Annotated in this window: 23 protein-coding genes and 1 tRNA gene; 10 read left to right on the top strand and 14 right to left on the bottom strand. The window is 28.3% G+C overall.

The genetic code is table 11. The features are described from left to right. The first annotated feature begins 29 nt into the window (after positions 1-29). The 5 genes from dapD to ABXT61_RS00310 are packed head-to-tail and all read left to right on the top strand — an operon-like array spanning position 30 to position 3647. Positions 30-857, top strand: a complete 828-nt coding sequence (gene dapD / locus ABXT61_RS00330; RefSeq protein WP_415315349.1) for a 2,3,4,5-tetrahydropyridine-2,6-dicarboxylate N-succinyltransferase — start codon at positions 30-32, stop codon at positions 855-857. Beyond that, complete coding sequence (gene dapE / locus ABXT61_RS00325; RefSeq protein WP_415315348.1) at positions 858-2012, top strand: succinyl-diaminopimelate desuccinylase; 1155 nt, start codon at positions 858-860, stop codon at positions 2010-2012. Beyond that, positions 2012-2206: a hypothetical protein gene (locus ABXT61_RS00320; RefSeq protein ID WP_415315347.1), complete on the top strand. Its 195-nt coding sequence runs from the start codon at positions 2012-2014 to the stop codon at positions 2204-2206. The genes dapE and ABXT61_RS00320 overlap by 1 nt, the downstream gene beginning before the upstream one ends. Further along, a complete protein-coding gene (locus tag ABXT61_RS00315; RefSeq protein WP_415315346.1) occupies positions 2207-3136 on the top strand; it encodes a histone deacetylase family protein in 930 nt (309 codons plus the stop codon). 31 nt (positions 3137-3167) lie between these two features. Further along, the gene (locus tag ABXT61_RS00310; RefSeq protein ID WP_415315345.1) at positions 3168-3647 is read left to right on the top strand and encodes an SET domain-containing protein; all 480 of its coding nucleotides are present in this window, start codon (positions 3168-3170) and stop codon (positions 3645-3647) included. On the opposite strand, the gene truA is transcribed toward ABXT61_RS00310, so the two are convergent. From truA to ABXT61_RS00290, 4 genes are read right to left on the bottom strand one after another with little or no spacing between them, the layout of a single operon-like run. After that, positions 3637-4377 (bottom strand): tRNA pseudouridine(38-40) synthase TruA, encoded by a 741-nt coding sequence (gene truA, locus ABXT61_RS00305; protein ID WP_415315344.1) that lies wholly within the window; start codon positions 4375-4377, stop codon positions 3637-3639. The two genes, ABXT61_RS00310 and truA, sit on opposite strands and share 11 nt — an antisense overlap. Then, positions 4370-5302 carry a methionyl-tRNA formyltransferase gene (gene fmt / locus ABXT61_RS00300; RefSeq protein ID WP_415315343.1) on the bottom strand — a complete coding sequence of 311 codons (933 nt, stop codon included), beginning with the start codon at positions 5300-5302 and terminating at the stop codon, positions 4370-4372. Before fmt ends, truA begins: the two co-directional genes overlap by 8 nt. 1 nt (position 5303) lies before the next feature. Next, positions 5304-5822: a peptide deformylase gene (gene def / locus ABXT61_RS00295; RefSeq protein WP_415315342.1), complete on the bottom strand. Its 519-nt coding sequence runs from the start codon at positions 5820-5822 to the stop codon at positions 5304-5306. A 26-nt stretch (positions 5823-5848) separates the two neighbouring features. Then, entirely contained in the window at positions 5849-7609 is a 1761-nt protein-coding gene (locus ABXT61_RS00290) for a hypothetical protein (RefSeq protein WP_415315341.1), read from the bottom strand. Between the two features lie 209 nt (positions 7610-7818). On the opposite strand from ABXT61_RS00290, the gene ABXT61_RS00285 reads away from it, so the two are divergent. Together ABXT61_RS00285 and aroB are read left to right on the top strand one after the other, a co-directional pair. Next, on the top strand, positions 7819-8331 hold the full coding sequence (locus tag ABXT61_RS00285; RefSeq protein WP_415315340.1) for a shikimate kinase: 513 nt from the start codon (positions 7819-7821) through the stop codon (positions 8329-8331). Continuing rightward, positions 8318-9424 carry a 3-dehydroquinate synthase gene (gene aroB / locus ABXT61_RS00280; RefSeq protein ID WP_415315339.1) on the top strand — a complete coding sequence of 369 codons (1107 nt, stop codon included), beginning with the start codon at positions 8318-8320 and terminating at the stop codon, positions 9422-9424. The genes ABXT61_RS00285 and aroB overlap by 14 nt, the downstream gene beginning before the upstream one ends. Here aroB and ABXT61_RS00275 read toward each other — a convergent pair. Next, entirely contained in the window at positions 9413-9673 is a 261-nt protein-coding gene (locus tag ABXT61_RS00275) for a BolA/IbaG family iron-sulfur metabolism protein (RefSeq protein ID WP_415315338.1), read from the bottom strand. The genes aroB and ABXT61_RS00275 overlap by 12 nt on opposite strands. A 25-nt stretch (positions 9674-9698) precedes the next feature. Between ABXT61_RS00275 and ABXT61_RS00270 the strand changes: the two genes are divergently transcribed. Genes ABXT61_RS00270 through ABXT61_RS00260 form a run of 3 tightly spaced genes read left to right on the top strand, consistent with a single transcriptional unit; the run spans position 9699 to position 12999 of the window. Then, a complete protein-coding gene (locus tag ABXT61_RS00270) occupies positions 9699-10226 on the top strand; it encodes a J domain-containing protein (RefSeq protein ID WP_415315337.1) in 528 nt (175 codons plus the stop codon). Beyond that, the gene (gene cobS / locus ABXT61_RS00265; RefSeq protein ID WP_020169021.1) at positions 10216-11190 is read left to right on the top strand and encodes a cobaltochelatase subunit CobS; all 975 of its coding nucleotides are present in this window, start codon (positions 10216-10218) and stop codon (positions 11188-11190) included. Before ABXT61_RS00270 ends, cobS begins: the two co-directional genes overlap by 11 nt. Next, the gene (locus tag ABXT61_RS00260) at positions 11191-12999 is read left to right on the top strand and encodes a cobaltochelatase CobT-related protein (protein ID WP_415315336.1); all 1809 of its coding nucleotides are present in this window, start codon (positions 11191-11193) and stop codon (positions 12997-12999) included. It abuts the gene before it with no gap. Here the strand turns inward: ABXT61_RS00260 and ABXT61_RS00255 are convergent. From ABXT61_RS00255 to lepA, 9 genes are all read right to left on the bottom strand, one after another. Then, on the bottom strand, positions 12996-14276 hold the full coding sequence (locus ABXT61_RS00255; RefSeq protein ID WP_415315335.1) for an ActS/PrrB/RegB family redox-sensitive histidine kinase: 1281 nt from the start codon (positions 14274-14276) through the stop codon (positions 12996-12998). The two genes, ABXT61_RS00260 and ABXT61_RS00255, sit on opposite strands and share 4 nt — an antisense overlap. Positions 14277-14278: 2 nt before the next feature. Beyond that, positions 14279-16336: a DNA gyrase subunit B gene (locus ABXT61_RS00250; RefSeq protein ID WP_415315334.1), complete on the bottom strand. Its 2058-nt coding sequence runs from the start codon at positions 16334-16336 to the stop codon at positions 14279-14281. A 199-nt stretch (positions 16337-16535) separates the two neighbouring features. Further along, positions 16536-19079 (bottom strand): NAD-dependent epimerase/dehydratase family protein, encoded by a 2544-nt coding sequence (locus ABXT61_RS00245; protein WP_415315333.1) that lies wholly within the window; start codon positions 19077-19079, stop codon positions 16536-16538. A gap of 55 nt (positions 19080-19134) precedes the next feature. Then, positions 19135-19224, bottom strand: a tRNA-Ser gene (locus ABXT61_RS00240). Between the two features lie 2 nt (positions 19225-19226). Next, positions 19227-20105 (bottom strand): hypothetical protein, encoded by an 879-nt coding sequence (locus tag ABXT61_RS00235; protein WP_415315332.1) that lies wholly within the window; start codon positions 20103-20105, stop codon positions 19227-19229. Beyond that, complete coding sequence (locus ABXT61_RS00230; protein WP_415315331.1) at positions 20095-20919, bottom strand: DUF4422 domain-containing protein; 825 nt, start codon at positions 20917-20919, stop codon at positions 20095-20097. Before ABXT61_RS00230 ends, ABXT61_RS00235 begins: the two co-directional genes overlap by 11 nt. A gap of 55 nt (positions 20920-20974) precedes the next feature. Beyond that, a complete protein-coding gene (locus tag ABXT61_RS00225; protein ID WP_415315330.1) occupies positions 20975-21784 on the bottom strand; it encodes a glycosyl transferase family 17 in 810 nt (269 codons plus the stop codon). Beyond that, complete coding sequence (locus tag ABXT61_RS00220) at positions 21777-22481, bottom strand: class I SAM-dependent methyltransferase (protein ID WP_415315329.1); 705 nt, start codon at positions 22479-22481, stop codon at positions 21777-21779. Before ABXT61_RS00220 ends, ABXT61_RS00225 begins: the two co-directional genes overlap by 8 nt. 4 nt (positions 22482-22485) lie before the next feature. Continuing rightward, on the bottom strand, positions 22486-24294 hold the full coding sequence (gene lepA / locus ABXT61_RS00215; protein WP_415315328.1) for a translation elongation factor 4: 1809 nt from the start codon (positions 24292-24294) through the stop codon (positions 22486-22488).

The following is a 24294-nucleotide window of genomic DNA, read 5'->3' as shown; positions in this document are numbered from 1 at the left end:
AACTAACCTACTAACGATAAAATAAAACTATGAAAGAATTTGAAAACATTATCAATACAGCTTGGGAAAATAAAGACTCCATTAATGGTCAATCTGATAAGTCTATATTAGATGCCATCAACCAAACGATTGAACTGGTTGATAAAGGTGAGCTAAGAGTTGCTGAAAAAAATGGTAATAAGTGGGTAGTTAATCAGTGGGTTAAAAAAGCAATAATGTTAAGTTTTAGAACCCATGATATGGATTCATTGAGTGGCCCATATAGCAGTTGGTATGACAAATCTCATTTACTAAAAGGGAAAACATCAGGTTGGACTAAAGAAGATCATATAAAAGCTGGCTTTAGAATGGTTCCGAATTCTCCAGTTAGAAAAGGGTCTTTTATTGGAAAGAATGCAGTGCTTATGCCTTGCTTTGTAAATATTGGAGCTTATGTAGATGAAGGAACTATGGTGGATACTTGGGCTTCTGTAGGATCATGTGCACAAATAGGAAAGAACTGTCACATATCAGGTGGTGCTGGAATTGGAGGTGTATTAGAGCCAATGCAAGCTAACCCTACTATCATCGAAGACAACTGCTTTATTGGAGCTCGTTCAGAAATAGTTGAAGGAGTAATTGTTGGAGAAGGATCTGTATTATCTATGGGCGTATTTATTGGTCAATCTACAAAAATTGTTTATCGAGAAACTGGTGAAGTAATCTATGGAAAAATTCCACCGTACTCAGTAATAGTACCAGGCAGCCTTCCAAGTAAAGACGGTAAAGGTCCTGCTTTATATTGTGCGGTAATTATTAAACAAGTTGATGAAAAAACTAGATCTAAAACTTCTATTAACGACTTATTAAGAGACTAAATGCCAACTTATAATGAAATCACATTAGCTAAAGAGCTAATAAGATTTCCAAGCATTACACCAATTGATGCTGGGGTAATGAAATTCTTAGCTAAAAGATTAACTGCTATTGGATTTAAATGTAAGATTTTAGACTTTAAAGATAAAAACTCTAAACCAGTTAAAAACCTATATGCAAGATTTGGTAATACTCAACCAAACTTTATGTTTGCTGGTCATTTGGATGTGGTTCCTCCAGGAAATATAAAAGATTGGACAATTAAACCTTTTAGTCCAGCTATTAAAAAAAATCATCTTATTGGTAGAGGCGCTAATGACATGAAAAGTGCAATTGCAAGCTGGGTTGTTGCTGTTAATAACTTTGTATCAAATAATAAGAAAATTAACGGATCAATTAGTTTATTAATTACCGGTGATGAAGAAGGTGTTGCAATTAATGGTACTAAAAAAGTAGTCGATTACTTAAAAAGGAAAAAAGAAAAAATAGATTTTTGCTTAGTTGGTGAGCCAACAAACCCTAATAAACTTGGTGAAATGATTAAAATTGGTAGAAGAGGAAGTATCAATGCTGAATTAACTATAATTGGAACTCAAGGTCATGTTGCATATCCTCATCGTGCTAAAAATCCATCGACTTCATTGATCAAAATACTAAATGAAATAAAAGAAATAAAATTTGATAAAGGAACAAAAGACTTTCAGCCAACAAATTTAGAAGTAACTAAAATTAATATAAATAATACAGCTGATAATGTTATTCCAGGACTTGCAAGAGCTACCTTTAACATAAGATTTAATAATAAACATACATCTTCTAGCTTAAAGAATAGATTAAATAAAATTTTCAAAAAAATTACTAAAAAAGATAAATCTAATTTTAAAGTAAAATATCGTGTATCAGGTGAAGCCTTTTTAACTAAGCCTAATAAAACAACTTATATGATTCAAGATGTAATAAAAAAAATTACAAAAATTAAACCTCAATTGTCTACAACGGGTGGAACTTCAGACGCAAGATTTATTAGAAAAATTGCTCCATGTTTAGAATTTGGTTTAGTAGGTAAAACAATGCATAAAGTAGATGAGGCAGTATCTATTTCAGACTTAAAAAGGTTAACAAAGATATATTCTGAAATTCTTAAAAATTATTTTTAATGATTTGCATTAAAACAGATATTCCTAAAGAACTGAATGATATTGATGATGAATTAAAAGCTATTTATCACTCTAAAGATACAGTTTGTTTTTTTACTTTTAAGAATAGAGAACAGCGTAACGAGTTTGTAGAAAGAACTAAAGGAATGCCAAAAGTAGAACGAGAAACTATTTATCAAGAATATCTATCTTAAATGAAAACTGGATTAATAACCTCTGATACTTATCAAAATCATAATACGGGCGACGGTCATCCAGAGAAAATTGATAGAGTTACAGTTGTTATCAATAACTTTAAAAAGTTAGATAATAAAGATTTAGTTTGGAAAAAACCTTCAAAATTTGACCGGTCACTTTTAGAAATAACTCACAATTCTGATTATATAAATTTTGTAGAAAAATCTTTTCCTGAAAAAGGATTATCATTTTTAGATGGAGATACAATTGTCTCTCCAGGAAGTAAGGATGCCACGTCAGATGCCGTAGGTTCAATTATTACAGCCATTGATGGTGTTCAAAATAAAGATTTTAAAAATGCTTTTTGTGCTGTCAGACCTCCAGGGCATCATGCAGAGAAAAATAAAGCGATGGGTTTTTGTATTTATAACAATGTGGCTGTTGGAGCCAATTATCTTATAAATAAATACAAACTTAATAAAATAGCAATTATTGATTTTGATGTGCATCATGGAAATGGCACTCAAGATATTTTTTATGATAATGAAAAAGTTTTATATATTTCCACTCATCAATACCCTTACTACCCAGGGTCAGGTACTAATGATGAAAAAGGAAAACATAACAACATATTAAATATTCCTTTGCCAGCAGGAACAACCTCTGAAGAATATTTAAATGCCTATGAATTTGTACTTAAGAAAATTAAAGAATTTAAACCTGAATTTATCTTACTTTCTGCAGGGTTTGACGCCCATAAAGATGATCCATTGGCACAACTTCAATTAGAGTCAAAAGACTTTTATAACATTACCAAAAGAACACTAGAGCTATCAAAACAATACTGTGATGGAAAAGTAGTATCAATTTTAGAAGGTGGATACGATCTATTAGCACTTCAAGAAAGTACTGAGATGCATGTAAAAGCTTTACTAGAATTTAATTGATAATTTCTCAATACGCATTAAAGAACTCACAATGAAACTTTATAAAATTAAAAAGTCTAACATTGATAAAAAGGGTCGTGGCTTATATGCCACAAAGGATATCAAAGAAGGTACTAGAATTATTGATTATGTTGGCAAAATTATTACTAAGAAACAAACAGAAGAATCACAAAAATTTGATAATGCAAAACCCATCTACTTGTTCAATTTAAATAAAAAATACGACATGGATGGAGATGTTTCTTGGAACACTGCACGTTTGATAAACCATTCTTGTTCTAATAATTGTGATTATAACGGAACAGGTTTAAAATTATGGGTGGTTGCTATAAAAGATATTCAAAAAGGTGAAGAGATAACAGCTGATTATGGTTTTGGTTATGATGAAGATTATAAACAATTCGCCTGTAAATGTAAGTCGAAGAATTGTTGTGGCTATATTGTTCGATCAGAGTCTAGATGGAGAATTAATAAAAAATTTAGTATCAGCCAACAAAAAGCTAGTAAATAACTTTTTCTAAAAATAATCCTCCAGCAGGTGCTGGTGGTGCACAAAGAATTCTTTTTTTTGATTTAATAACAAATTCAAATTTTTTTAAATTCCATTTATTTTCAGCCAGATATTTTAAACTGCCTACCATTGATCGTACTTGTTGTTGTAAAAATGATTGTGATTTAAATTGTATTTCAATTCTTCCAGCATTTGATTTAATCTTAATAGATTTCATAGTTTTAATTGGACTGTTTGCATTACAACTTGATGCCCTAAAAGTAGAAAAATCTTTAGTACCTAAAAGTTTTTTTGCACCCTTTTTCATCAACTCAATATCTAATTTTTTAATTATATGCCAACCTCTTTCTTTTTCAAGAGAAGGCTTACTTAATCTATTAAAAATTATATATTTATAAATTCTTTGTTTAGCAGAATATCTTGCATGAAATTTTAGACTTCTTTTTTTAATTACTAAGATAGAAATGCCTTTATCATTTATAAAATGATTAATTGATCTTAATAACTTATCTAAATTTTGAATTTCTTTTTTGCAGTCAAAATGGGCTGACTGTTCTTTTGCATGGACACCAGCGTCAGTTCTTCCAGACCCTATCAAGACCACTTTTTCTTTCAAAAGTTTTGATAACTTAACTTGTATTTCTTTTTGAATTGATTTTCCTTTAGATTGTATTTGCCAACCAACAAAACTAGTTCCTATATACTCTATTAAAAATTGATATCTAAACATTTGTTAATTTTGAGCCTTTTGTTATTTGAGAACCAAGAACAAATTCATTAATGTTTTGAGGCTTTTTTCCTTGTCTTTGAATGTCAATAATTTTTATAGATTTTTGATCTCCACAACTAATTTCTAAATCACTAGTCATTACTTCACCTATCTCACCACTTTTAGTGCCTAATTCTGCTTTTAAAATTTTGTATCTTTCTTCTTTAAAAATAAAAAAGGCCCCAGGGCTTGGGTATAATCCATTTATTTTTCCAATAATACTTTCTGCATTATCATTCCACTGAATCTCACCCTCTGACTTTTCAATTTTAGAAGCGTAGGTTGCTTTTGTGTCGTCTTGTTCTTTAAATATTAATTTATCTTCAAATATACTGTCTACATTTTCTATGATTTTTTCTGAAGCTAAAATTGAAAGCTTATTTGATATCATTTCTGCATTATCACTATCATTAATTTCTATTTTATAGCTGTTGCAGACTGGACCCGAATCAAGTTTTTCTCCTATTCTCATAATACTAATTCCTGTTTCTTTTTCTAAATTCATAATAGATCGTTGAATGGGTGCTGCTCCTCTCCACTTAGGTAGGAGAGAGGCGTGAACATTTATAAAACCTTTTTTAGCAAGATTTAAAAATTCTTTAGGTATTATTTGACCGTAAGCCACAACAATTACCAAATCTAGATCTAGTTGTTTTAAATATTCATATTCTTCTTTATTTTCTTTTAAAGTGACTGGTGTTCTACAGTGTATATTATAATCTTCTGCTGCAGTTTCTATTGGTGACTTGTTTATTTTTTGGCCTCTTTGAGATTTTTTTGGTGGCTGTGTGTATACGGCAGGTATTATATAGTTTTTTTCATACAGAGGTTTTAAGATTTGTACAGCAAATAATGGCGTACCCATGAAGACAATTTTTTTTGTCATTTTAAACGATTATTCTATTCGACTTAACTTTAGAAAGTTTCTTAATTATCATAGATTTTTTTAATTTAGATAAATAATCTATAAATAAAACTCCTTCTAAATGATCCATTTCATGCTGAATGCAAGTTGCTAATAATCCATTTGCTTTTAATAATTGTTTTTTTCCATTGTAATCTAAATATTCAACTTCACATTCATTTGGTCTTTCTATTTCAGCAAACTGATCTGGGACAGATAAACAGCCCTCTTCATATTTTGATGTTTCATTATTTTTATTTTTAATTACTGGGTTAACCAAATATCTTGGTTCTTTTTTATCTTCATCTCTACTTATATCCATCACTATAATTCTTTTTGGAACGCCTATTTGAATTGCTGCAAGACCTATTCCAGGTGCTGCATACATAGTGTCCAGCATATCATCCATAAGTCGTCTTTCTTCATCGCCAACACTTTCAACTGTTTTCGAAATCTGTCTTAATAGTTTGTTTGGTTCTGTTAAAATTGATTTAACTGACATAATAACTAACTATTTTAGTATAAATTTTAAACTTTTAAAGGAAGAACTTTAAAGAGTATCCTGTTTCTAAGTGGATCCGCATTTAACTGATTAAGTGTGCTAATAATAAAGTATAATGTGTCCTCATCAATATTTTTTATGTTGTCCTGCCCTATAACCTCAACAATTCTAAGCAATGCAACAGCTACATCACCACTGTTAATAAATATTTGAATATCAGATGGTATCTCCGAATCATTTATTTGATATAAATCACTATACTTTTCTAAAATCTTGATACCATCAGACTTAAAAGCTTCAACTAAAATTACATCTTTTTTAGAAAAATAATATTTTTTGTCTTTTTTAATTTTTTTTAAAAAATTATTTATATCTTTCGTAGGATCATTTTTGGATTTTTCTGGTTTTAAATAATTTATCAATTTTGATTGGTGCAAAATTTTATTATTTATTTTAATATTTGCTTGTTCCGTTTCCTCATCATCTAAATTATTTTGATAAAATGTTGTAAAATTTGAAGGAATCTTATCTTCATCTATATTTTTTAAAAAAACTTTTAACTCTATGTTAAATGCATTCTCAATACCGTCATTCTTAAAAGAATTTTTGAGAGCATTCATTAACTGAAATTTATTCTCAATTTCAGTAGTAATTAAGATTCCTTGGTAAATTAGTGCTCTTGTCTCTACAGTTGAAAGCACTTTAGTTGATTCTTTAATATTTAATAATTGGTTAATATTAAATTGAAATCTCTTATAAAGTTCAAATAATTCTTTTTCTGTATAATTTCCCTCATGAGTTGCTTTTTCAACACTTCTGATTTTTTCTATATCTGTAAGATCAATATCACTAATATTATCTAACAGATTTGAAGTTGATAAATATTTCCATATTTGCCTAGATGTAGTATTTTTTGGTTCAAATTTAAATTCTGGATTTGTTCTGTGAGATAAGTGAAAATCTAAAATTGTTTTTTCTGAAACTTCTGTTGCTGGCTCCAAATTATAACCCATCAAATAATCAATTTTTTTAATAAAAAACTTATCCGAAACACCTAATTCTGACTGAAGATCAATGAGCAATTGAGCTTCATCTCTTTTGTTATTATTAACTAAACAATAAATATTGAATTTAGATAAATACAAGTCTTGTATCGGTTCTTTAATTTCAGAAAAAATCTCACAAGCTTTTTTCACTTTTGATTGAGACAGATAATGATCCACTAAATACTTCGTAAGCTTTGGTTGCTCATTAATTATCTTATTATTTAATAAATATTTTTCAATTAAGTCAAAGTTTGAATGTTTAATAAGCCATTTTGATTTGATTTCTAAAAACTGTTCTTTTGAAATATTTATTTTTGGATAATATGCATTTGTTAATAATAAAATATCCAAAATCTCTGCAGCATCTGTTGAAAGCTCTAATTTATTTATTCTTTTAAAGATATTTAAAATTTGATCCCCGTTAGAATTAGACCACATATTAATATCTAAGCCATTTTCTGCCGGGTCATAAATTCCAACTAATTTTGTTTCTTTTGAAATTAAAGTTTGTGTTTCTTCTATACCTAATTCTCCTTTTTTTTGGGACTGCATTTTATAAATGCTATTTTGTGGAATATTTTTTTCAGCTCCATCTTTGATTGAGGTTGTGTTTTCTTCAAGTTTTTTTTCACCTAATACCCAAATATCAACAGGTTCTTGTGAATTGGTTACAAAACCAAAAAATAAAGAGAATGATATGACTAAAAAATAGTTCTTACTTAACAATTTTAAGTTTTTCATTAGGGATGATTTTTTCAATATCTTTATTTGGAGATGGAAATTCAATTTTCTCAAGTAGCACTATGGTTCCAATAAAAATAATTAGCACCAATGCTATTTTGATTAATAGACTTTTACCACTCCGATTGCTTGTATTTTTTGAAAATTGCATATATTCTTTAGTAATTTCAAATTAAGACATATTTGTGTTTTTTCAATAAAGAAAGGTTATGAATTCAAATAAAAACCTTGTTTTTTTAGGTATGATGGGGTCAGGTAAATCCTCTATTGGAGCTATGGTTTCAAAAAAATTAAATATTCCATTCATTGATATAGACGATTTAATCGAAGAGCACACTGGGATGACCGTCTCAAAAATATTTGAAGTAAATGGGGAGGACTACTTTAGAAATTTAGAGGAAAAAATAACAATTAAATCCTTAAAACACAAAAATATTGTTGTTTCCTTAGGTGGTGGTGGTTTTATTAATGACAAAATCAGGAAAGATGTTTTAACAAATCATCTTTCATTTTGGCTTAATTTGGATGATTTAGTTTTAATTAAAAGAATTAAAGAAAGTAAAAAAAGACCCTTAGCTTCAAAATCAACTGAGCAAGAAATTAAGGCCATGATTAACAAAAGAAAAAAAATATATTCAAAGGCTAATTTTAAAATAAACTGTAATAAATTAACAAAAAGTGAAATAGTTAAAACAATAATAAAAAAATATGAGCTTAATTAAATTAAAAGTTAGTACAAGCAGTCAAAAATATTCAATTATTATTGGAAACAATATCTTAAACAAAATAAATAAATTTTTGAAAGAGAATTCAATTAATTTTAATCAATGTCTACTTGTAATTGATAAAAATGTTCCAAAAAAATTGGTAAAAAATGCTTTAAATTCTTTACCAAAAGGATCTGCTGCAATTCATTATTTTAATGCAAGTGAAAAAAGTAAGAATCAAAAAAGTGTCAATGACATCCTATCGATTCTTTTAAAAAAAAATTTTAATAGAAATGACTGTTTAATTTCTATTGGTGGAGGCATTACTGGTGATGTGTCAGGCTTTGCAGCAAGTACTTATAAACGAGGGCTAAGGTTTGTTAATATACCAACAACACTACTTTCGCAGGTTGACTCATCTATCGGAGGCAAAACTGGTATAAACACCAAGTATGGCAAGAACTTAATTGGCTCATTTTACCAACCCAGTCTTGTTATATCAGATATTGATTTTTTAAACTCTTTACCAAAAAGAGAAGTTGTGTGTGGGTATGGTGAAATTTTAAAACACTCCCTTATTGATGATAAAAAGTTTTTTTATTTTTTAAATAAGAATGGGAAAAAAATTTTAGAATTAAAAAGTCCCTTTATACAAAAGGCTATTCATCAAAGCTGCTTGATTAAAAAAAAGGTAGTTGAGGCTGACGAAAAAGAATTGGGTATAAGAAAAATATTAAATTTTGGACATACCTTTGCCCATGCTTTTGAAGCAACACTAGGTTATTCAGCAAGATTAAATCATGGTGAAGCAGTTATTCTTGGTGTTAAAACTGCTACAAAATTTAGTTTATTAAATAAAATTTTGAATAAAAAAGAATTTAGCTTAATTAACGATCATTTAAATGATCTAAGTCTTCCAAGAGATATTAATAAATTCTTTTCAATAAAAAATTTAAATACAATTTTATCCTTTATGAAAAAAGATAAAAAAAATAATACAAAAAAAATTAATCTAGTTTTGCTTAAAAAAATAGGTTCTCCAGTTTATAAATTACAGCTTAATGAAAAAACTATTAATCTCTTTTTAAAAAAAGAATTAACTAAGTAGTATTTGAATGGAATGTATGTGTTCTTTCAACTCATGATCTAAAATATTATAGATTTTCTTGGTTGATTCTATCTTATTTGATTTTTTCAGCTCATCAGATTTAATAATTAATTTTAAATGGAACATTCCTTCTTGGTTTCCTTTATGATTTTTATGTAAAAAACTTTTATCTTCTATTTTAAAATCTTGTATAACAATTTCTGCTTCAATTTTACTTTTAACAATTTTAATTAATTCGTTTATATTCATAAATAATAATTTATTACTATACAGCATGAAAAATATTTGTGATTGGAATAATTGCTTTGATACTGGTGAATATAAAGCACCAATTGAGAAAGATAATAGCAAACGCTACAGGTTGCTTTGCTTAGCTCATGTTAAAGAATTCAATAAAAATTGGAATTATTTTAAGGGAATGGATGATGAACAAGTATTTGATTTTTTAAAGTCTGATATGACCTGGCACAAACCAACTCAGAGCTTTAGCTCTTCAGATAACTTTTTTAAAGTTCTATGGAACAATACTTTAAAAGATGAGTTTGATAAGACTAAACTTAGAGGTGAATATAATCACATGAATCAATTCAAATTTGATGCTAATGACATTAAAGCTTTTAGTATTCTAGGTGTTTCAGTTGGTCAAAAATGGCATCAAATACAAGATAAATTCAAAACTCTTGTCAAAAAATTTCACCCTGATATTAATTTGGGAAATAAAGAATACGAAGAAAAACTTAAATTAATTACTTTGGCTTATACTCAGCTAAAAAATACATATAGGGAAAAAATTGACACCTAATTTAAATATACAGCCAGACATTAAGATGTCTTTAAAGCAAAGTTTTGGAATTGATTCAGATATGGAAGTTGATGCTTTCTCTAAAAGAAGCGAATACGTTCCTGAAATAGATAAAAATTATAAATTTGATAGAGACACTACTCTTGCGATCATATCAGGTTTTGCATTTAATAAGCGTGTCCTGGTTCAGGGGTATCATGGCACAGGAAAGTCTACCCATATTGAACAAATTGCAGCTAGATTAAACTGGCCTTGTATTAGAGTTAACCTAGACAGTCATGTAAGTAGAATTGATCTTATTGGAAAAGATGCAATCGTTGTAAAAGATGGCAAACAAATTACTGAGTTTAAAGAAGGTATTTTACCTTGGTCTATTCAAAACCCTGTAGCACTTGTTTTTGATGAGTATGATGCAGGAAGACCAGATGTGATGTTTGTTATTCAAAGAGTGTTGGAAGCTGAAGGAAATTTCACTCTTTTAGATAAAAATAAAGTTATAAAACAAAATAAATTTTTTAGATTATTTGCAACCTCAAATACAGTTGGTTTAGGGGATACAACAGGATTGTACCATGGTACCCAACAAATAAACCAAGGACAAATGGATAGATGGAATATTGTAACATCTTTAAACTATCTTAGTCTTGATAGAGAAATGGAAATCGTTCTTGCCAAGAATAAAAATTTGAATAATCCAAAAGGTAAAGAAAAAGTATCTAACATGATAAAAGTTGCATCTTTGACTAGAAAGGGCTTTATAGCAGGAGATATATCAACGGTAATGAGCCCAAGGACGGTACTTCATTGGGCTGAAAATGCTGAAATTTTCAAAGACACAGGTTATGCTTTTAGAGTTACTTTCTTAAATAAATGTGACGATATAGAAAAAAATATAATAGCTGAATATTACCAGAGATGTTTTGGTGAAGAGTTGCCAGAGTCGATGGTTAATATTCAGATATAAATGAGCTCAAAAGAAGATAATTTTAAAGAGCAATTTAAACAAGCTTTAATTTCTACTGCTAAAGTAATTTCCGAAGATTATAAATTAGATGTTAAAAAATTAGATAAAGATTTAAGTAATAAGAAAACTGGTTTTTTTGATGTAACTAATTTATCAAATAAGAGTGATTTTGTCAGACTAAGAGCAGAAACTGACTCTGGTGCATTGAAAAAAAAGTTTTCAAATAAAGAAATATTTAACAAAAATCTACCTAAACATTCTTCTTGTAAATCTTTATATAATATTGCTGAAAAAATTAGATATGAACTTCTGGGTGGCAAAATGCTCAAAGGAGTTGGAAAAAATTTAAGTGAAAACTATAACCAAAAAATATTCTCTAATCGTAAAGAACAATTGAAAAATAAAGAAGATGTTCCTGTGACTGAAGCTTTTGAATTATATATGTTAAATAAGTTCTTTAAATTAAAGCTTAACGATGTCTCTGAAAAAATGCTAGATTTTTGGAAAAAAGAGTTTGATGAATCAATTGACGAACATTTTGATTTTTTAAACAAAAATTTAGAAGATCAAAATAATTATAGTTTGAAATTTTCAGAAATCTTAGAGAACATGGATGTCTTTGCTTCAAATGATGAGGAGAATAATGAAGAAAATGATGAACAAGAAAATGAGCAAGATAATAAATCTGAGAACGATAACGATAGTCAGTCTGATGATAGAGAAGAAGAAAACAATCAGGGTGATAGTCAGACTAGTTTAGATGCTGGTTTTGATCTTAGCGATCAACAGATGGAAGAACAATTAGAGGATTCGGATTTATTAAAAGAGAATACAGAAAATGTTTTACAAAAAACAAATATTAATAATATCGATCAAGATTATAAGGTATTCACCACAGAATTTGATGAAATTGCAAAAGCTGAAATATTAGAAGATATAAAAGAAACTCAAAAATTAAGAAAAAATTTAGACCAGCAACTTGTAGGATTTCAAGATCTTATTACTAAGCTTGCTAATAAACTACAAAGACAACTGCTTGCAAAACAAAATAGGGCATGGGAATTTGATTTAGAAGAAGGTTTATTGGACAGCTCAAAATTAACTAGAATAATTATGGATCCTTATAATTCTTTATCTTTTATGAAAGAGAAAGATCTTGATTTTAAAGACACAATCGTAACACTATTAATAGACAATTCTGGGTCCATGAGGGGTCGACCAATAACAATTGCAGCACTTTGTGCGGATATACTATCTAGAACCCTAGAAAGATGTTCAGTAAAAGTAGAGGTTTTGGGCTTTACCACAAAAAATTGGAAAGGTGGTAAGAGCAGAGAAGCTTGGACTAAAAATGATAAGCCAAAAAATCCTGGGAGATTAAATGATTTAAGACACATAATTTATAAAGGAGCAGACACTCAGTGGAGACAGGCTAAGAATAATATAGGTTTAATGCTTAAAGAAGGATTGTTGAAAGAAAATATTGACGGGGAAGCTATTTCATGGGCCTATAATAGAATTAAAAAAAGAAAAGAAGAAAGAAAAATACTCATGGTTATTTCAGATGGTGCCCCAGTTGACGACTCTACATTATCAGTTAATTCTGGAGATTTTTTAGAAAAACATTTAAAGAAGATGGTTAAATTTATAGAAACTAAGAGTGATGTGGAAATTTTAGCTATCGGTATTGGGCATGATGTTTCTAGGTATTATAATAAAGCTATTAAGATAACAGATGTACATGAGCTTGGAGATGTGATGGTTTCTCAATTGAGTGGTTTATTTGAAAATAAAAAGAAACTACACTAAAGCTTTAATAGATCTTCATTTTTCCATTTAATACTGACTTCAGCTCCACCTCTTGTTTGAGAATTTCTGCATAAAATATTTGCATAATTCTTTTCAAGTAGAGTTTTGCCTATAAAGATTCCAAGACCTAATCCAGATTTTGATTTTATTGAAGACTTAACAGATTTAATATAAGGCTCTCCAATTTTACTCAGAACATCTTTTGGATATCCCTCTCCATCATCTTCAATCATGATTTCTGTTAAATCACTATCACTTTTTATATTGATAAAAATTTTATTTACAGAAAACTTATTTGCATTACCAATAAAATTCCTTAGCCCATAAATAATTTCAATTGATTTAGTTATATTTAGTGGGTTTGAATTTTGATCATAATTAACAATAAATTCTTTCTGACTTGTTTGTTTGAATGATTTAATTATTTCATTCATGTAGTCTGCAATTGTTAAATCGCCATCAATGAAATCATCTTCAATAACTGGATTTAATGTTAGTTTTTTTAAAATCTGAGCACATCTCTCTATTTGACCAGACAATAACTCAATATCTTTTTTAACATCTTCATTATCTTTGAATTGCTTGAGTAAATCAGTGGAGATAATCTTCATTGTTGAAAATGGTGTGCCTAATGAATGTGCAGCAGCAGCAGCTTGTCCACCTAACGACAATAACTCATGTTCTTTGGACATAATTTCTTCCATTTTATTTAATGCCTCTTTCCTTATTCTAGATTCCAATCCAAAAGTTAAAACAAAATAATTTAAAAAAATTAAAGCAATGATTAATGCTATTGGAATTGAATAATAATAATAACTGTCTACGTGAAAATGATCACTAACTGGAGAAGGTAAAGGTTGGTTAAAAAATGTAAGAAAAATAATCATTAAAATTGTAAAGCTGACTAACAATAAATTACTTCTAAAACCTAAAGTAGATGATGAAAATATAGCTGGGATAATTAAAAAAATTGAAAAGGGGTTTATAATTCCACCTGTTAAATAAATTAAACAACTTAGTTGTAAAATATCAATAGATAAAAAAAGAAATGCTATTTTATCTGATAGTTGAGTATTCTGATTAATGTAGATTAAATAAAGATTACTTAGCACTCCAATCAAAATTATTGAATTTTCTAAAATTAAATTAGATTTAAAATCAAAAATAAAATAAACAAGATGAACTGTTATTAGTTGACCAATAATAGCAATCCACTTTAGATTGATATAAGTCGATTTTTTTAATGAAAAATACTTAGAAGCTTCAAAAAACTTCATTATTAGATATCTAGATTTTGAACATTAATTGCATTTGAAACGATAAAATCTTTTCTTAATGCAACATCATTACCCATTAATGTGTGAATTAAATCTTGATCTTTTTTTAAATCTTTTGAGTATTGAACTTGTAATAAATTTCTTGTTTCAGGGTCTAATGTGGTATTCCATAGCTCTTCTGGGTTCATTTCTCCTAATCCCTTAAACCTTTGAATGCTCATTCTAGATTTTTCATCTTCATAAGCCCTAATAAATTCTTTTGTTCCTTTTTTAATTTTTTGCAATTCCTTGTTGTTCTTTAAAATATAATCTTCTAACTCTTTTTCATCTTTTATATAAATTCCTTTTGTTCCCTTATTGATCTTGAATAAAGGTGGCTGTGCAAGATAAACATGTCCATTTTCAATTAGTTTATTAAATGGTTTGTTGTTAAAGAATGTTAGTAACAATGCTCGTATATGAGAACCATCAACATCGGCATCGGTCATGATAATAATTTTTCCATATCTTAAATCTTTCAAATCAATATCTTCAACTTTTGGATCAAGGCCAAGTGCATTAATTAAGGTCACAACCTCATTAGATGACATCATTTTTGCTAAAGATTTTGTTCTATGTTCGCTACCATCTCTATTGCTATTTTTTTTAAGAACAATCTCTTCCACATAAGTATTAAGAATTTTACCTCTAAGTGGTAAAACGGCCTGATTTGACCTATTTCTTCCTTGTTTAGCAGAACCTCCAGCAGAATCTCCCTCAACAATAAATAATTCTGTTCCTTCTTGTTTGCCTATTTGACAATCTGCTAATTTTCCAGGCAATCCGCTTAATTCTAAAGCACCTTTACGTCTAACATTTTCTCTAGCTTTTCTAGCAACATCTCTCGCTAGAGCTGCCTGCATTACTTTAGCTAAAATAATCTTTGATAAAGTTGGGTTTTGATCAAACCATATTGAAAGTTTTTCACTAACAATGCTTTCCACAATCATTCTAACTTCTGATGAAACAAGCTTATCTTTTGTTTGAGAAGAAAATTTAGGATCAGGTATCTTTGCTGAAATTACACATGTAAGACCTTCTTTAATATCATCACCTGAGATCGTTAATTTGTTTTTTTTTAATAAATTATGTTCTGTAGCATATTTATTAATTACTCTAGTAAGAGCACTCCTAAATCCTAGTAAATGAGTACCACCATCTTTTTGATAAATATTATTTGTATATGGATAAATATCTTCTCCATAACTTGCATTCCATTTCAAAGAACATTCAATTTCTATATTGTCTTTTTTTCCTTCAATATAAATTGGCTTCTTAAATAAGTCATTGCCTGTTTTATTTATAAGTTTTTCTCTTCTTTCATCTAAAAAATCAACAAATTCTAAAACTCCCCCATCGAATTTAAATACAATTATTTTTTCTTTTTTTTGATTTAAATCATTAACCGTTATTGTTATTCCCTTGTTTAAAAATGCAAGTTCACGCATTCTTTTAATAATTATATTTGGAGTAAATTTAATTGAAGAAAATATTTCTTTTGATGGTAAAAATGTTATTTGTGTTCCAGTTTCTTTTGATTTTCCTATAACTTTAAGAGGTGCTTTTGAGGCCCCATCTTTAAATTCTATAAAATATCTATTTCCATCTCTATCTATTTCTAACTTTAATTTTTCTGATAATGCATTTACAACTGAAACTCCAACACCATGTAAACCACCTGATACTTTGTACGAGTCGTGATCAAATTTTCCTCCAGCATGAAGCTGAGTCATAATAACTTCTGCAGCAGACATTTTTTCACCCTTATGCATATCGACGGGTATTCCTCTACCATCATCTCTAACAGTAATGGTTCCATCAGAGTTTATTTTAACATCTATATTTTTACAATGTCCTGCTAAAGCTTCATCTATTGAGTTATCAACAACCTCATAGACCATATGATGCAAACCTGTTCCATCATCTGTATCACCAATATACATTCCAGGTCTTTTTCTAACAGCTTCAAGACCTTTTAAAACTTTGATAGAGTCTGCTTGATACGTTGAGTTGTTTTTCATATTTTTATATTGGAAAATCTTATGATTATAGCATTTTTATAAAAAAAAGAGGTAAATTAATTAGACAAATCCACAAAAAATTGATGAATAAGTCTCTTTTTTAAATGGTTTTTAATTTTTGATGAGCAAACAGCCCTCCTGCATCTAACCTATATGATGCTAAATAGATATACACAAAAAACATATTAAATTATTGAATTTATTTTTCCAAATCCTTGATATTTATAAAATTTTTAGAAAGGTCTAAATTATTTTTTTTTATTTCATTATAAAAATTCCAAGCCAAAACTAGAAATAGTGGATTTTTTTTAGAAATTTTTTCTTTTGAATAAATTGGAATCTTTACACCAGGAACAAATTTTTTATGTTTCATTTTATTATCCTCAACTATGTAGTCAATTTCCTTACTTATTCCAAAAAAATTTAAAGCAGTTGTTGCTTTGGCAGGTGCTCCATAACCAACTATTATTTCATTATTTTTTTTAAGTTTTCTCAAGTTTTTAATTACATTTTCTCTAATCTTATAAACTTTTTCTCCAAAATCTTGATAAGTTTTAAAATTTTTAATTCCAAATTTTTCTTCTTCTTTTAACATCTTCTTTACATTTTTATCAATTTCTATATTTTTATCTTTTTTGATATAAATCCTAATAGAGCCACCATGAGTGTTTATTTTTTCTGCTTTAAATATTTCTACTTGAAATTGTTTAAAGAAATTAATTAAAGATGTTAATGACCAATAATTATAATGCTCATGATAAATATTATCAAAAGTTAAATCTTTAAGAGTGTTCATCAAGTATTGAACTTCAATAATTATTGTACCTTTTTTGCTTAAGAGCTTAATCATGCATTCAGCCATTTCTTTTAAATTATCTGAATGAGCAAAAACATTTGAAGCTAAAATTAAATCAGCATTCTTTTTGATATTCTTAATATTTTTCTTATCTAAAAATCCATTAAAAGTTTTTATTTTATTTTTATTAGCTAGTTTTGCCAAGTTTTTAGCTGGCTCAATACCTAGAATATTCTTAAAGCCCAGCTCTTTAAATGGTTTTAGGGCTACTCCATCATTACTTCCAATATCAACTATATAAGATTTCTTTGGTTTTAATTTAAATTCTTTTACATAATCTTTAGCGGCACCAATGAAGTGCTCTCTAAAGCTAGCAGTGGTTGATGATGTATATAAATAATTTGAAAACATTTTTTTTGGATCTACTGCTACTGATAGTTGGCAATTATGACAATTATCACAGTAATTTACCTCTAGTGGATATAGTTCACATTTTTCATCCTTTTTATTTAGTAAATTGTTTGCTAATGGCTGATAACCTAATGAAACCACTCTTTTTAATTTACTATTTCCACAAGACCTGCATTCAAATTTATAACTACTCATTAGAAGGTCTCTCTCAGCTTCATCTACAAACCAATGTCTTATAGTATGTGAAATTCCATAATTTTCATGATCTCTTTCTCCTCTTACTAAATTAAGAAAAGTAGTATCTTTTGTAAAAACCATCGTGTGTGCTACATTTGGTTTGATGATTGAAAGCTGTCCTTCATTAACAACTTGAGTAATTTTTGGTGAATTAGGGTTAAGTATATCTTGGAAAATTTCTATAATTTGTCCTTTTGTGAATAAACATTTTTGCTCTTGTTGTGGATGATAATGATTTGCTCTAATTGTTCCCTTTTTAGAGTTAATCAAACCAATTAAATTAATTGGCTCTGTTAATTCATGATTGCTAATTTTTCCACGATCATCAATAAACTCATCGTCTCCATCTCTTACGTGCTCTAAATTTTTTATTAAGTCTTGCTTAGACCATTTAAGAATCATTTCTTTAATACTTTCGTCAAGTGCATATAAAAATTTAAAACCAGTTTTTAAAATTTTTTTATTAGATAGTGAAAAACCCATATTTGGAATTTCATCATTTGTTTCTCTTAAAATTACTTTTGGATTATATTTTTTGCATATTTCAGCAACCTGTTTGACTGTTACAGCATCTTTGGTTAAATTAAAAATATCAGATGATAAATCTTCTCTTTCTTCCATAAATTTAAAACATCTCGCAACATCAATTAATGGAACTAAACTTTTAACCTGTTTTCCACCAGCAAAAAGTCTTAAAGTTCCATCTTGTGAAGCCATCTTTGAAAAAAAATTAGCCATTATATCTATTCTAGCTGTATCAGTTGAGTATCCATAAACAGATCCCAGTCTTAAGATAATATAATTTTTTCCAGAAGCCTTTAGTTGTTTTTCATTAAAGTCTTTTGATTTACCATAAGCTAATACTGGTGATGTTTTTTCATCTTCATAAATATCATTTTTAACTTTTTCCATCCCCTCATAAACAACATGTGTAGATGGGACCACAATTTTACACTTATCATTTATTACATCTAAAATATTTTGTGTTCCTTCTTCTGCAATTTTTTTTATTAGTTCATCATTTTCTTTACTACTTTCACTTTTTACTCGTGGTACAGCAGTTATGCCTGCTAAATGATGGATAATATCAGCATCATGGCAATGTTTTTTTATTATTTCTTTATCTAAAATATCACCCTGAACAAAACTCATATTCCAGTTTCTTATTTGATTAACTCTTTCAGAAATGAATCTATTATCTATGACTGTTATTTGATCATTCCAGCTATACCCTGAATATATTTTGCAAAGCTCCGTTCCGATATACCCTAGCCCACCTGTAATAACTATTTTTTTCATATTATTCTTTATGTTTTATATACATCTTTTTGGGTCGTGAAAAAGGTCAAATTAATGGCGGAGAGACAGGGATTCGAACCCTGGGTACCTTTAATAGTACACACACTTTCCAAGCGTGCGCTTTAAACCACTCAGCCATCTCTCCAATTAAATTCCTATTTTAATTTTTTTTAAGTATCTGTTTAAGGTTTTTTTTTGCCTGTTAAAAAATCTTTTAAATATATTAAATTTTTTGTCTCTTTTAGCAAGAATTGGATAGCTGTTTAAATGACTCCATATTCTTTGTGAGTTGTTTTCTGCCCATTCACACTCAGTAGCTGATAATCTATTAACATTATTTAACTTACAGATTATAGAAAAAATACTTTGGCAACCTCGCATTCCTTCAAATTGCTTATGGTTTTCTGATATAGAGGGACTATCATCTAGCAAGTTAGTATTTTTGTTAGCTAATTCCCATTGATTTAAAAAAATAGAAGAGAAATTTGATTTTTTAAGAAAAAAAGTTCCCCCCCAGATTTGAGGACTATTAAATATTTCTGAGTTTTTTGATAAATTAAAATACTTTAATACATCACTTTTTGTAAATTGATATTCCATATACTTTTGAAATTTATATTTATAATTTTTAAATTGTTTTGCTGGATTTCCATATTCAAAAACTATCATATTATTTTTTTCAGTCATAGATACATAGTCAATTAACCGCTGAACTCCATTTTTATTAAGATGATTGCCGATATCTGAATAGTGAATAATACTTCCTTCTGGTAAATCTTTTAAGTGTTTTTTGATTATTTCAGGCCTCCAAGAGTCAAATCCATAATATCTATTTTTTCCACCTTTTTTAAATAATTCCTTTATTCTTTTTTTTAATTCTTCTGAAAAATCACTAGGTCTAAATACTTTAATATTTTCATAAAACTGCAAATTTTTTGCTTGAGTGACGAATCTTTTAACACTTAGATCTAAGTCATGGCTAGCAAAAGAACATAGATATACTTTTTTTTTTAAATTATTTTTCATTAAGGTTATTCGATAGAGTATCAAAAAAAATCCAAGGATAGCTTAAACTTTTAGTGTGTTTTTTAAACCAAAAAGATAAATATCTTTCTGCAAGATACGCATATAATCTTTGGGTGTCGTAACCACTTAAATTTTCAAATCCAAAAAGTTTTTCACATCTATTCAACCAAGGAAATAACGCACTAAACCAAAGGTTTACGATATTAGGTTTGGCAATAAACATTATGTGTGGATGAAAACTTGTTGAAACGTTTATATATTCTATAAAGTCAGCTCTATCTTCTTTTTCAAGAAGATCTGCTGCTTTAGTTAAATTACCAAAACCATGGTGCATATCGAAGTGTAATTTTATTGTGTGTCTATTTTTATCAAATAAAATCAAAGGATCACGAATAATAGATTTAAAGCCTCTTTTAAAAATTTTAATCATATTAACATTGGTTAAATCAATAGGGTCGCAAATAATTGAATCATAATTTTTCCATGATAAAGGGGCTTCACTTAAAAAAAGATTACTGGAACTGATGTCATGATTTTTTATATTGTTAGTTTTATTATTAGCCCAAAACCTTCTTTTTTGGCAAAAACCAATCCAATCTTCCTTTGCATTCAAGTCTTGTAAGTTTTTCCAATACCAGTAATGAAATGTTAATTCTGAGTAATATTTTTCTTTAAAAAAAATATTATCCTTTTTATTACATTCAATATAATTTTTAGGTGCTTCAGTCTTTCCAACCCATCCAATCTCATAGGTAAGATTATCCAAAAAAGGAACCTCTTTATCTGTTACACAATAAATTTTGATATTATTCATCGGTCAATATAATGTTTTTACTTAATTTTAGAAATGTTTAAAAATCTTATTAAAATTAAAGTATAAATTTATCAAATACTACTAAATTATTCCTGATGTAATCAGGATAACTTTTATCTAATTCAACTTTCTGATAATTTTGATTACGTCCAAATAAATCTTCTAGCTTTGATATTTTTTTATTAATTACATCTATCGACGAATATTTTTCAATACTAAATTCTTCATGCTGAAATGTTTTTAATTTTTTGGAAATTAATTCAGGAATATACAAGTTATTAAAATGCCATCCTCCTTCTTCAATTATTTGAATATTTTTTTCTAAACCAATTTTCCAAAAAGCTTTTTTTAAATTTTTAGTTAATATTTTTTTTCTCAAATGTGTGATACTTTTTAAGTCTTTCTTTTTGCAAATTCTTGTTCCTTCCCATGGACTTTCATATTTATTAAAAATGTTTATTTTGTAAACAAAAAATTTTTGCATAAACACTCCATATTTTTTTACTAATTGGATATTCTTTAAAGAGCTCGGATTGGGAATTTCATCTGAATCAGAATATAATATAAAATCTTCATTTTTTGCATCATATAGACCATCAATAATTTTTTCTCTTTGGTATGATTCTATTTTCCATCCGTCATTTAAATTTGGAAAATTTTCTTCGATAATTATGTGTCTTATCTTATTGCTAAAACTTTTATTTTTTAATTTAAAGTTAATTTCTTTTTTTTTCCCTTTATGGTCATACCTTGATTCACAAACTATGAAAAAATCAACTACATCTTTTAAAATTTCGAATCTTGCATTAACTAATAAATTTTCATCAAAAAAAGTTATGCAATCGTATATTTTATTTTTACGCATTATTTTTACGAACTATTATTACACAATTATTAGCTATATTTTTTTTATGAAAAATATCTACAATAGCGTAATTATAATCTGTATTTTTAAAATATTTGATAAACTTTTTCTTATCTTTATAATAAACATCTTCGATAATATATATTCCATTACTACTAAGGTGTTTTATGGAATTTTCAAAAAAACAAATGTTCGCATTATATTCATGCAAGCCATCTTCAAGTATTATATCAAATTCATCAACACCTATATTCTCAAAGAGTGTCTTGATTGTTTCTGGATTTGTTTGGTCTACAAAAAAAGTTTTTATTCTATCTTCATTCTTTAATATCTCTTTATCTATATCAGCTCCATAAATTTTGGCGTTTTCAAAATAATCCCTCCAAGCTCTTAATGATGCTAGTGGTGTGCCATCCTCACCCATATTGCTGGCAAGCTTTACATTATTTGTTCCTAGACCAATTTCTAAAAAATTTTTTATTTGCTTTCTATTATTAAAAAAAATTTCAGAATAATATTCACTATAATTATGATGGTCGTTTTTCCCTCCCTTATCACTGCCATGTGAGTTCATTAGTTCTGTTAATCTTGGGTTAGATGATGAATTTACTACGTAATTTAATTTTGTATCTTTGTTTTTACTAATAAACTTAGATTTATATTTAAATGTCCTAATTAATTCTCTTAAGTATTTCATAAAACTATTTCTCCTTATTTATTTTTAAGACTCCAATAAAAGCTTCTTGCGGTATCTCAACTTTACCAAACTGCTTACCTCTCGCTTTTCCTTTTTTCTGTTTATCTAATAATTTTCTTTTTCTGTCTCTAGCACCACCACCATGAATTTTTGTTAAAACATCTTTTTTAAAACCTTTAATAGTTTCTCTTGCTATAATTTTTCCTCCTATTGCTGCTTGTACTGGAATCATAAAGTTATGCCGTGGGATTAGATCTCTTAGTTTTTCACAAACTTCTCTTCCAACTGTTTGAGCAAAATCTTTATGAACCATCATTGATAATGCATCAACTGGCTCAGCGTTAACCAGAATTCCAAGTTTTACTAAATCTCCTTCTCTGTGGCCAATAATTTCATAATCAAAACTTGCATAACCACTAGTCATTGATTTAAGTCTATCATTAAAATCAAAAACAACTTCGTTTAGAGGAATTTCATAATTTAAAACTGCTCTATTACCTGAATAACTTAAGTTTGTTTGTACTCCTCTTTTATCCTGACAAACTTTTATAATTGCTCCAAGGTATTCATCTGGTGTAATAATTGTTGCTTTAATCCAGGGCTCTTCAATAAATTTGATTAGAGTAGGCTCAGGTAAACTTGAAGGATTTTGCAACTCTATTATTTGACCTTTATTCATGTGAACTTTATAAACTACGCCAGGTGTTGTAGTTAACAAATTTATGTCAAATTCTCTTTCTAATCTTTCGGTTATAATTTCTAAATGCAAGAGACCTAAAAAACCACATCTAAAGCCAAGACCTAACGCCGATGAAGATTCTGCCTCATATGAAAAACTGGCATCATTTAATTGAAGTTTGCCTAAACCATCTTTTAATTTTTGGTATTCAGAGCTATCTACAGGAAACAATCCACAAAATACAACTGGCTTACTTGGTTTAAATCCAGGAAGTGCCTCTTGAAGTGGTTTGGTTGCATCGCAAATAGTATCACCCACTTTTGTTTCTGATAAAATTTTTATTCCTGTAATTATAAAACCAATTTCTCCTGCATTTAATTCATTAACATCAGTTGCTTTTGGGGTAAATACACCTACTTTTTCAATTATATATTCTTGGTTTGTAGACATCATTTTGATCTTCATATTTTTTGAAATTTTTCCGTTAATAACTCTAACTAGAATAACCACTCCTAAATAAGTGTCATACCAACTGTCAACTAATAAGCATTTTAAATCAGCATCTTTTTCTCCTTCTGGAGCTGGTAGTGACACAATAATTTGTTCTAAAATATCTTCTATGCCGTCGCCTGTTTTTCCAGAGCAAGGTATAGCATTTTCAGTATCAATACCTATAACTTCTTCTATTTCTTGTTTTGTTTTTTCTAAGTCTGATGCTGGTAAATCAACTTTATTTAGTACAGGTACTATCTCATGTTTGGTGTCTAAAGCTTGATAAACATTAGCCAATGTTTGAGCCTCTACTCCTTGGGTGCTATCAACAATTAAAATAGATCCTTCACATGCATATAGAGATCTACTAACTTCGTAGCTAAAATCTACGTGTCCAGGAGTATCAATAATATTTAGAATGTACTCCTTTCCATCTTTTGCTTTATAATTAAGTTTAACAGTTTGAGCCTTAATAGTTATTCCCCTTTCTCTCTCAATATCCATTGAGTCTAGAACTTGTGCCTTCATTTCTCTTTCTGTTAGACCACCACATCTATGAATTATCCTATCTGCGATTGTTGATTTACCGTGATCAATATGCGCAATGATTGCAAAGTTTCTGATGTGATCAATTTTTGTCAT

Origin of the sequence: Candidatus Pelagibacter sp. Uisw_137 (assembly GCF_047720245.1) — a bacterium.
In the GTDB taxonomy this organism is placed as follows: Bacteria; Pseudomonadota; Alphaproteobacteria; order Pelagibacterales; family Pelagibacteraceae; genus Pelagibacter.
This window is presented reverse-complemented; position numbering and strand designations above follow the sequence as displayed.

Coding starts and splice junctions, on each gene's coding strand:
- dapD (WP_415315349.1), top strand. CDS start 30: ATGAAAGAATTTGAAAACATTATCAATACAGCTTGGGAAAATAAAGAC.
- dapE (WP_415315348.1), top strand. CDS start 858: ATGCCAACTTATAATGAAATCACATTAGCTAAAGAGCTAATAAGATTT.
- ABXT61_RS00320 (WP_415315347.1), top strand. CDS start 2,012: ATGATTTGCATTAAAACAGATATTCCTAAAGAACTGAATGATATTGAT.
- ABXT61_RS00315 (WP_415315346.1), top strand. CDS start 2,207: ATGAAAACTGGATTAATAACCTCTGATACTTATCAAAATCATAATACG.
- ABXT61_RS00310 (WP_415315345.1), top strand. CDS start 3,168: ATGAAACTTTATAAAATTAAAAAGTCTAACATTGATAAAAAGGGTCGT.
- truA (WP_415315344.1), bottom strand. CDS start 4,377: ATGTTTAGATATCAATTTTTAATAGAGTATATAGGAACTAGTTTTGTT.
- fmt (WP_415315343.1), bottom strand. CDS start 5,302: ATGACAAAAAAAATTGTCTTCATGGGTACGCCATTATTTGCTGTACAA.
- def (WP_415315342.1), bottom strand. CDS start 5,822: ATGTCAGTTAAATCAATTTTAACAGAACCAAACAAACTATTAAGACAG.
- ABXT61_RS00290 (WP_415315341.1), bottom strand. CDS start 7,609: ATGAAAAACTTAAAATTGTTAAGTAAGAACTATTTTTTAGTCATATCA.
- ABXT61_RS00285 (WP_415315340.1), top strand. CDS start 7,819: ATGAATTCAAATAAAAACCTTGTTTTTTTAGGTATGATGGGGTCAGGT.
- aroB (WP_415315339.1), top strand. CDS start 8,318: ATGAGCTTAATTAAATTAAAAGTTAGTACAAGCAGTCAAAAATATTCA.
- ABXT61_RS00275 (WP_415315338.1), bottom strand. CDS start 9,673: ATGAATATAAACGAATTAATTAAAATTGTTAAAAGTAAAATTGAAGCA.
- ABXT61_RS00270 (WP_415315337.1), top strand. CDS start 9,699: ATGAAAAATATTTGTGATTGGAATAATTGCTTTGATACTGGTGAATAT.
- ABXT61_RS00260 (WP_415315336.1), top strand. CDS start 11,191: ATGAGCTCAAAAGAAGATAATTTTAAAGAGCAATTTAAACAAGCTTTA.
- ABXT61_RS00255 (WP_415315335.1), bottom strand. CDS start 14,276: ATGAAGTTTTTTGAAGCTTCTAAGTATTTTTCATTAAAAAAATCGACT.
- ABXT61_RS00250 (WP_415315334.1), bottom strand. CDS start 16,336: ATGAAAAACAACTCAACGTATCAAGCAGACTCTATCAAAGTTTTAAAA.
- ABXT61_RS00245 (WP_415315333.1), bottom strand. CDS start 19,079: ATGAAAAAAATAGTTATTACAGGTGGGCTAGGGTATATCGGAACGGAG.
- ABXT61_RS00235 (WP_415315332.1), bottom strand. CDS start 20,105: ATGAAAAATAATTTAAAAAAAAAAGTATATCTATGTTCTTTTGCTAGC.
- ABXT61_RS00230 (WP_415315331.1), bottom strand. CDS start 20,919: ATGAATAATATCAAAATTTATTGTGTAACAGATAAAGAGGTTCCTTTT.
- ABXT61_RS00225 (WP_415315330.1), bottom strand. CDS start 21,784: ATGCGTAAAAATAAAATATACGATTGCATAACTTTTTTTGATGAAAAT.
- ABXT61_RS00220 (WP_415315329.1), bottom strand. CDS start 22,481: ATGAAATACTTAAGAGAATTAATTAGGACATTTAAATATAAATCTAAG.
- lepA (WP_415315328.1), bottom strand. CDS start 24,294: ATGACAAAAATTGATCACATCAGAAACTTTGCAATCATTGCGCATATT.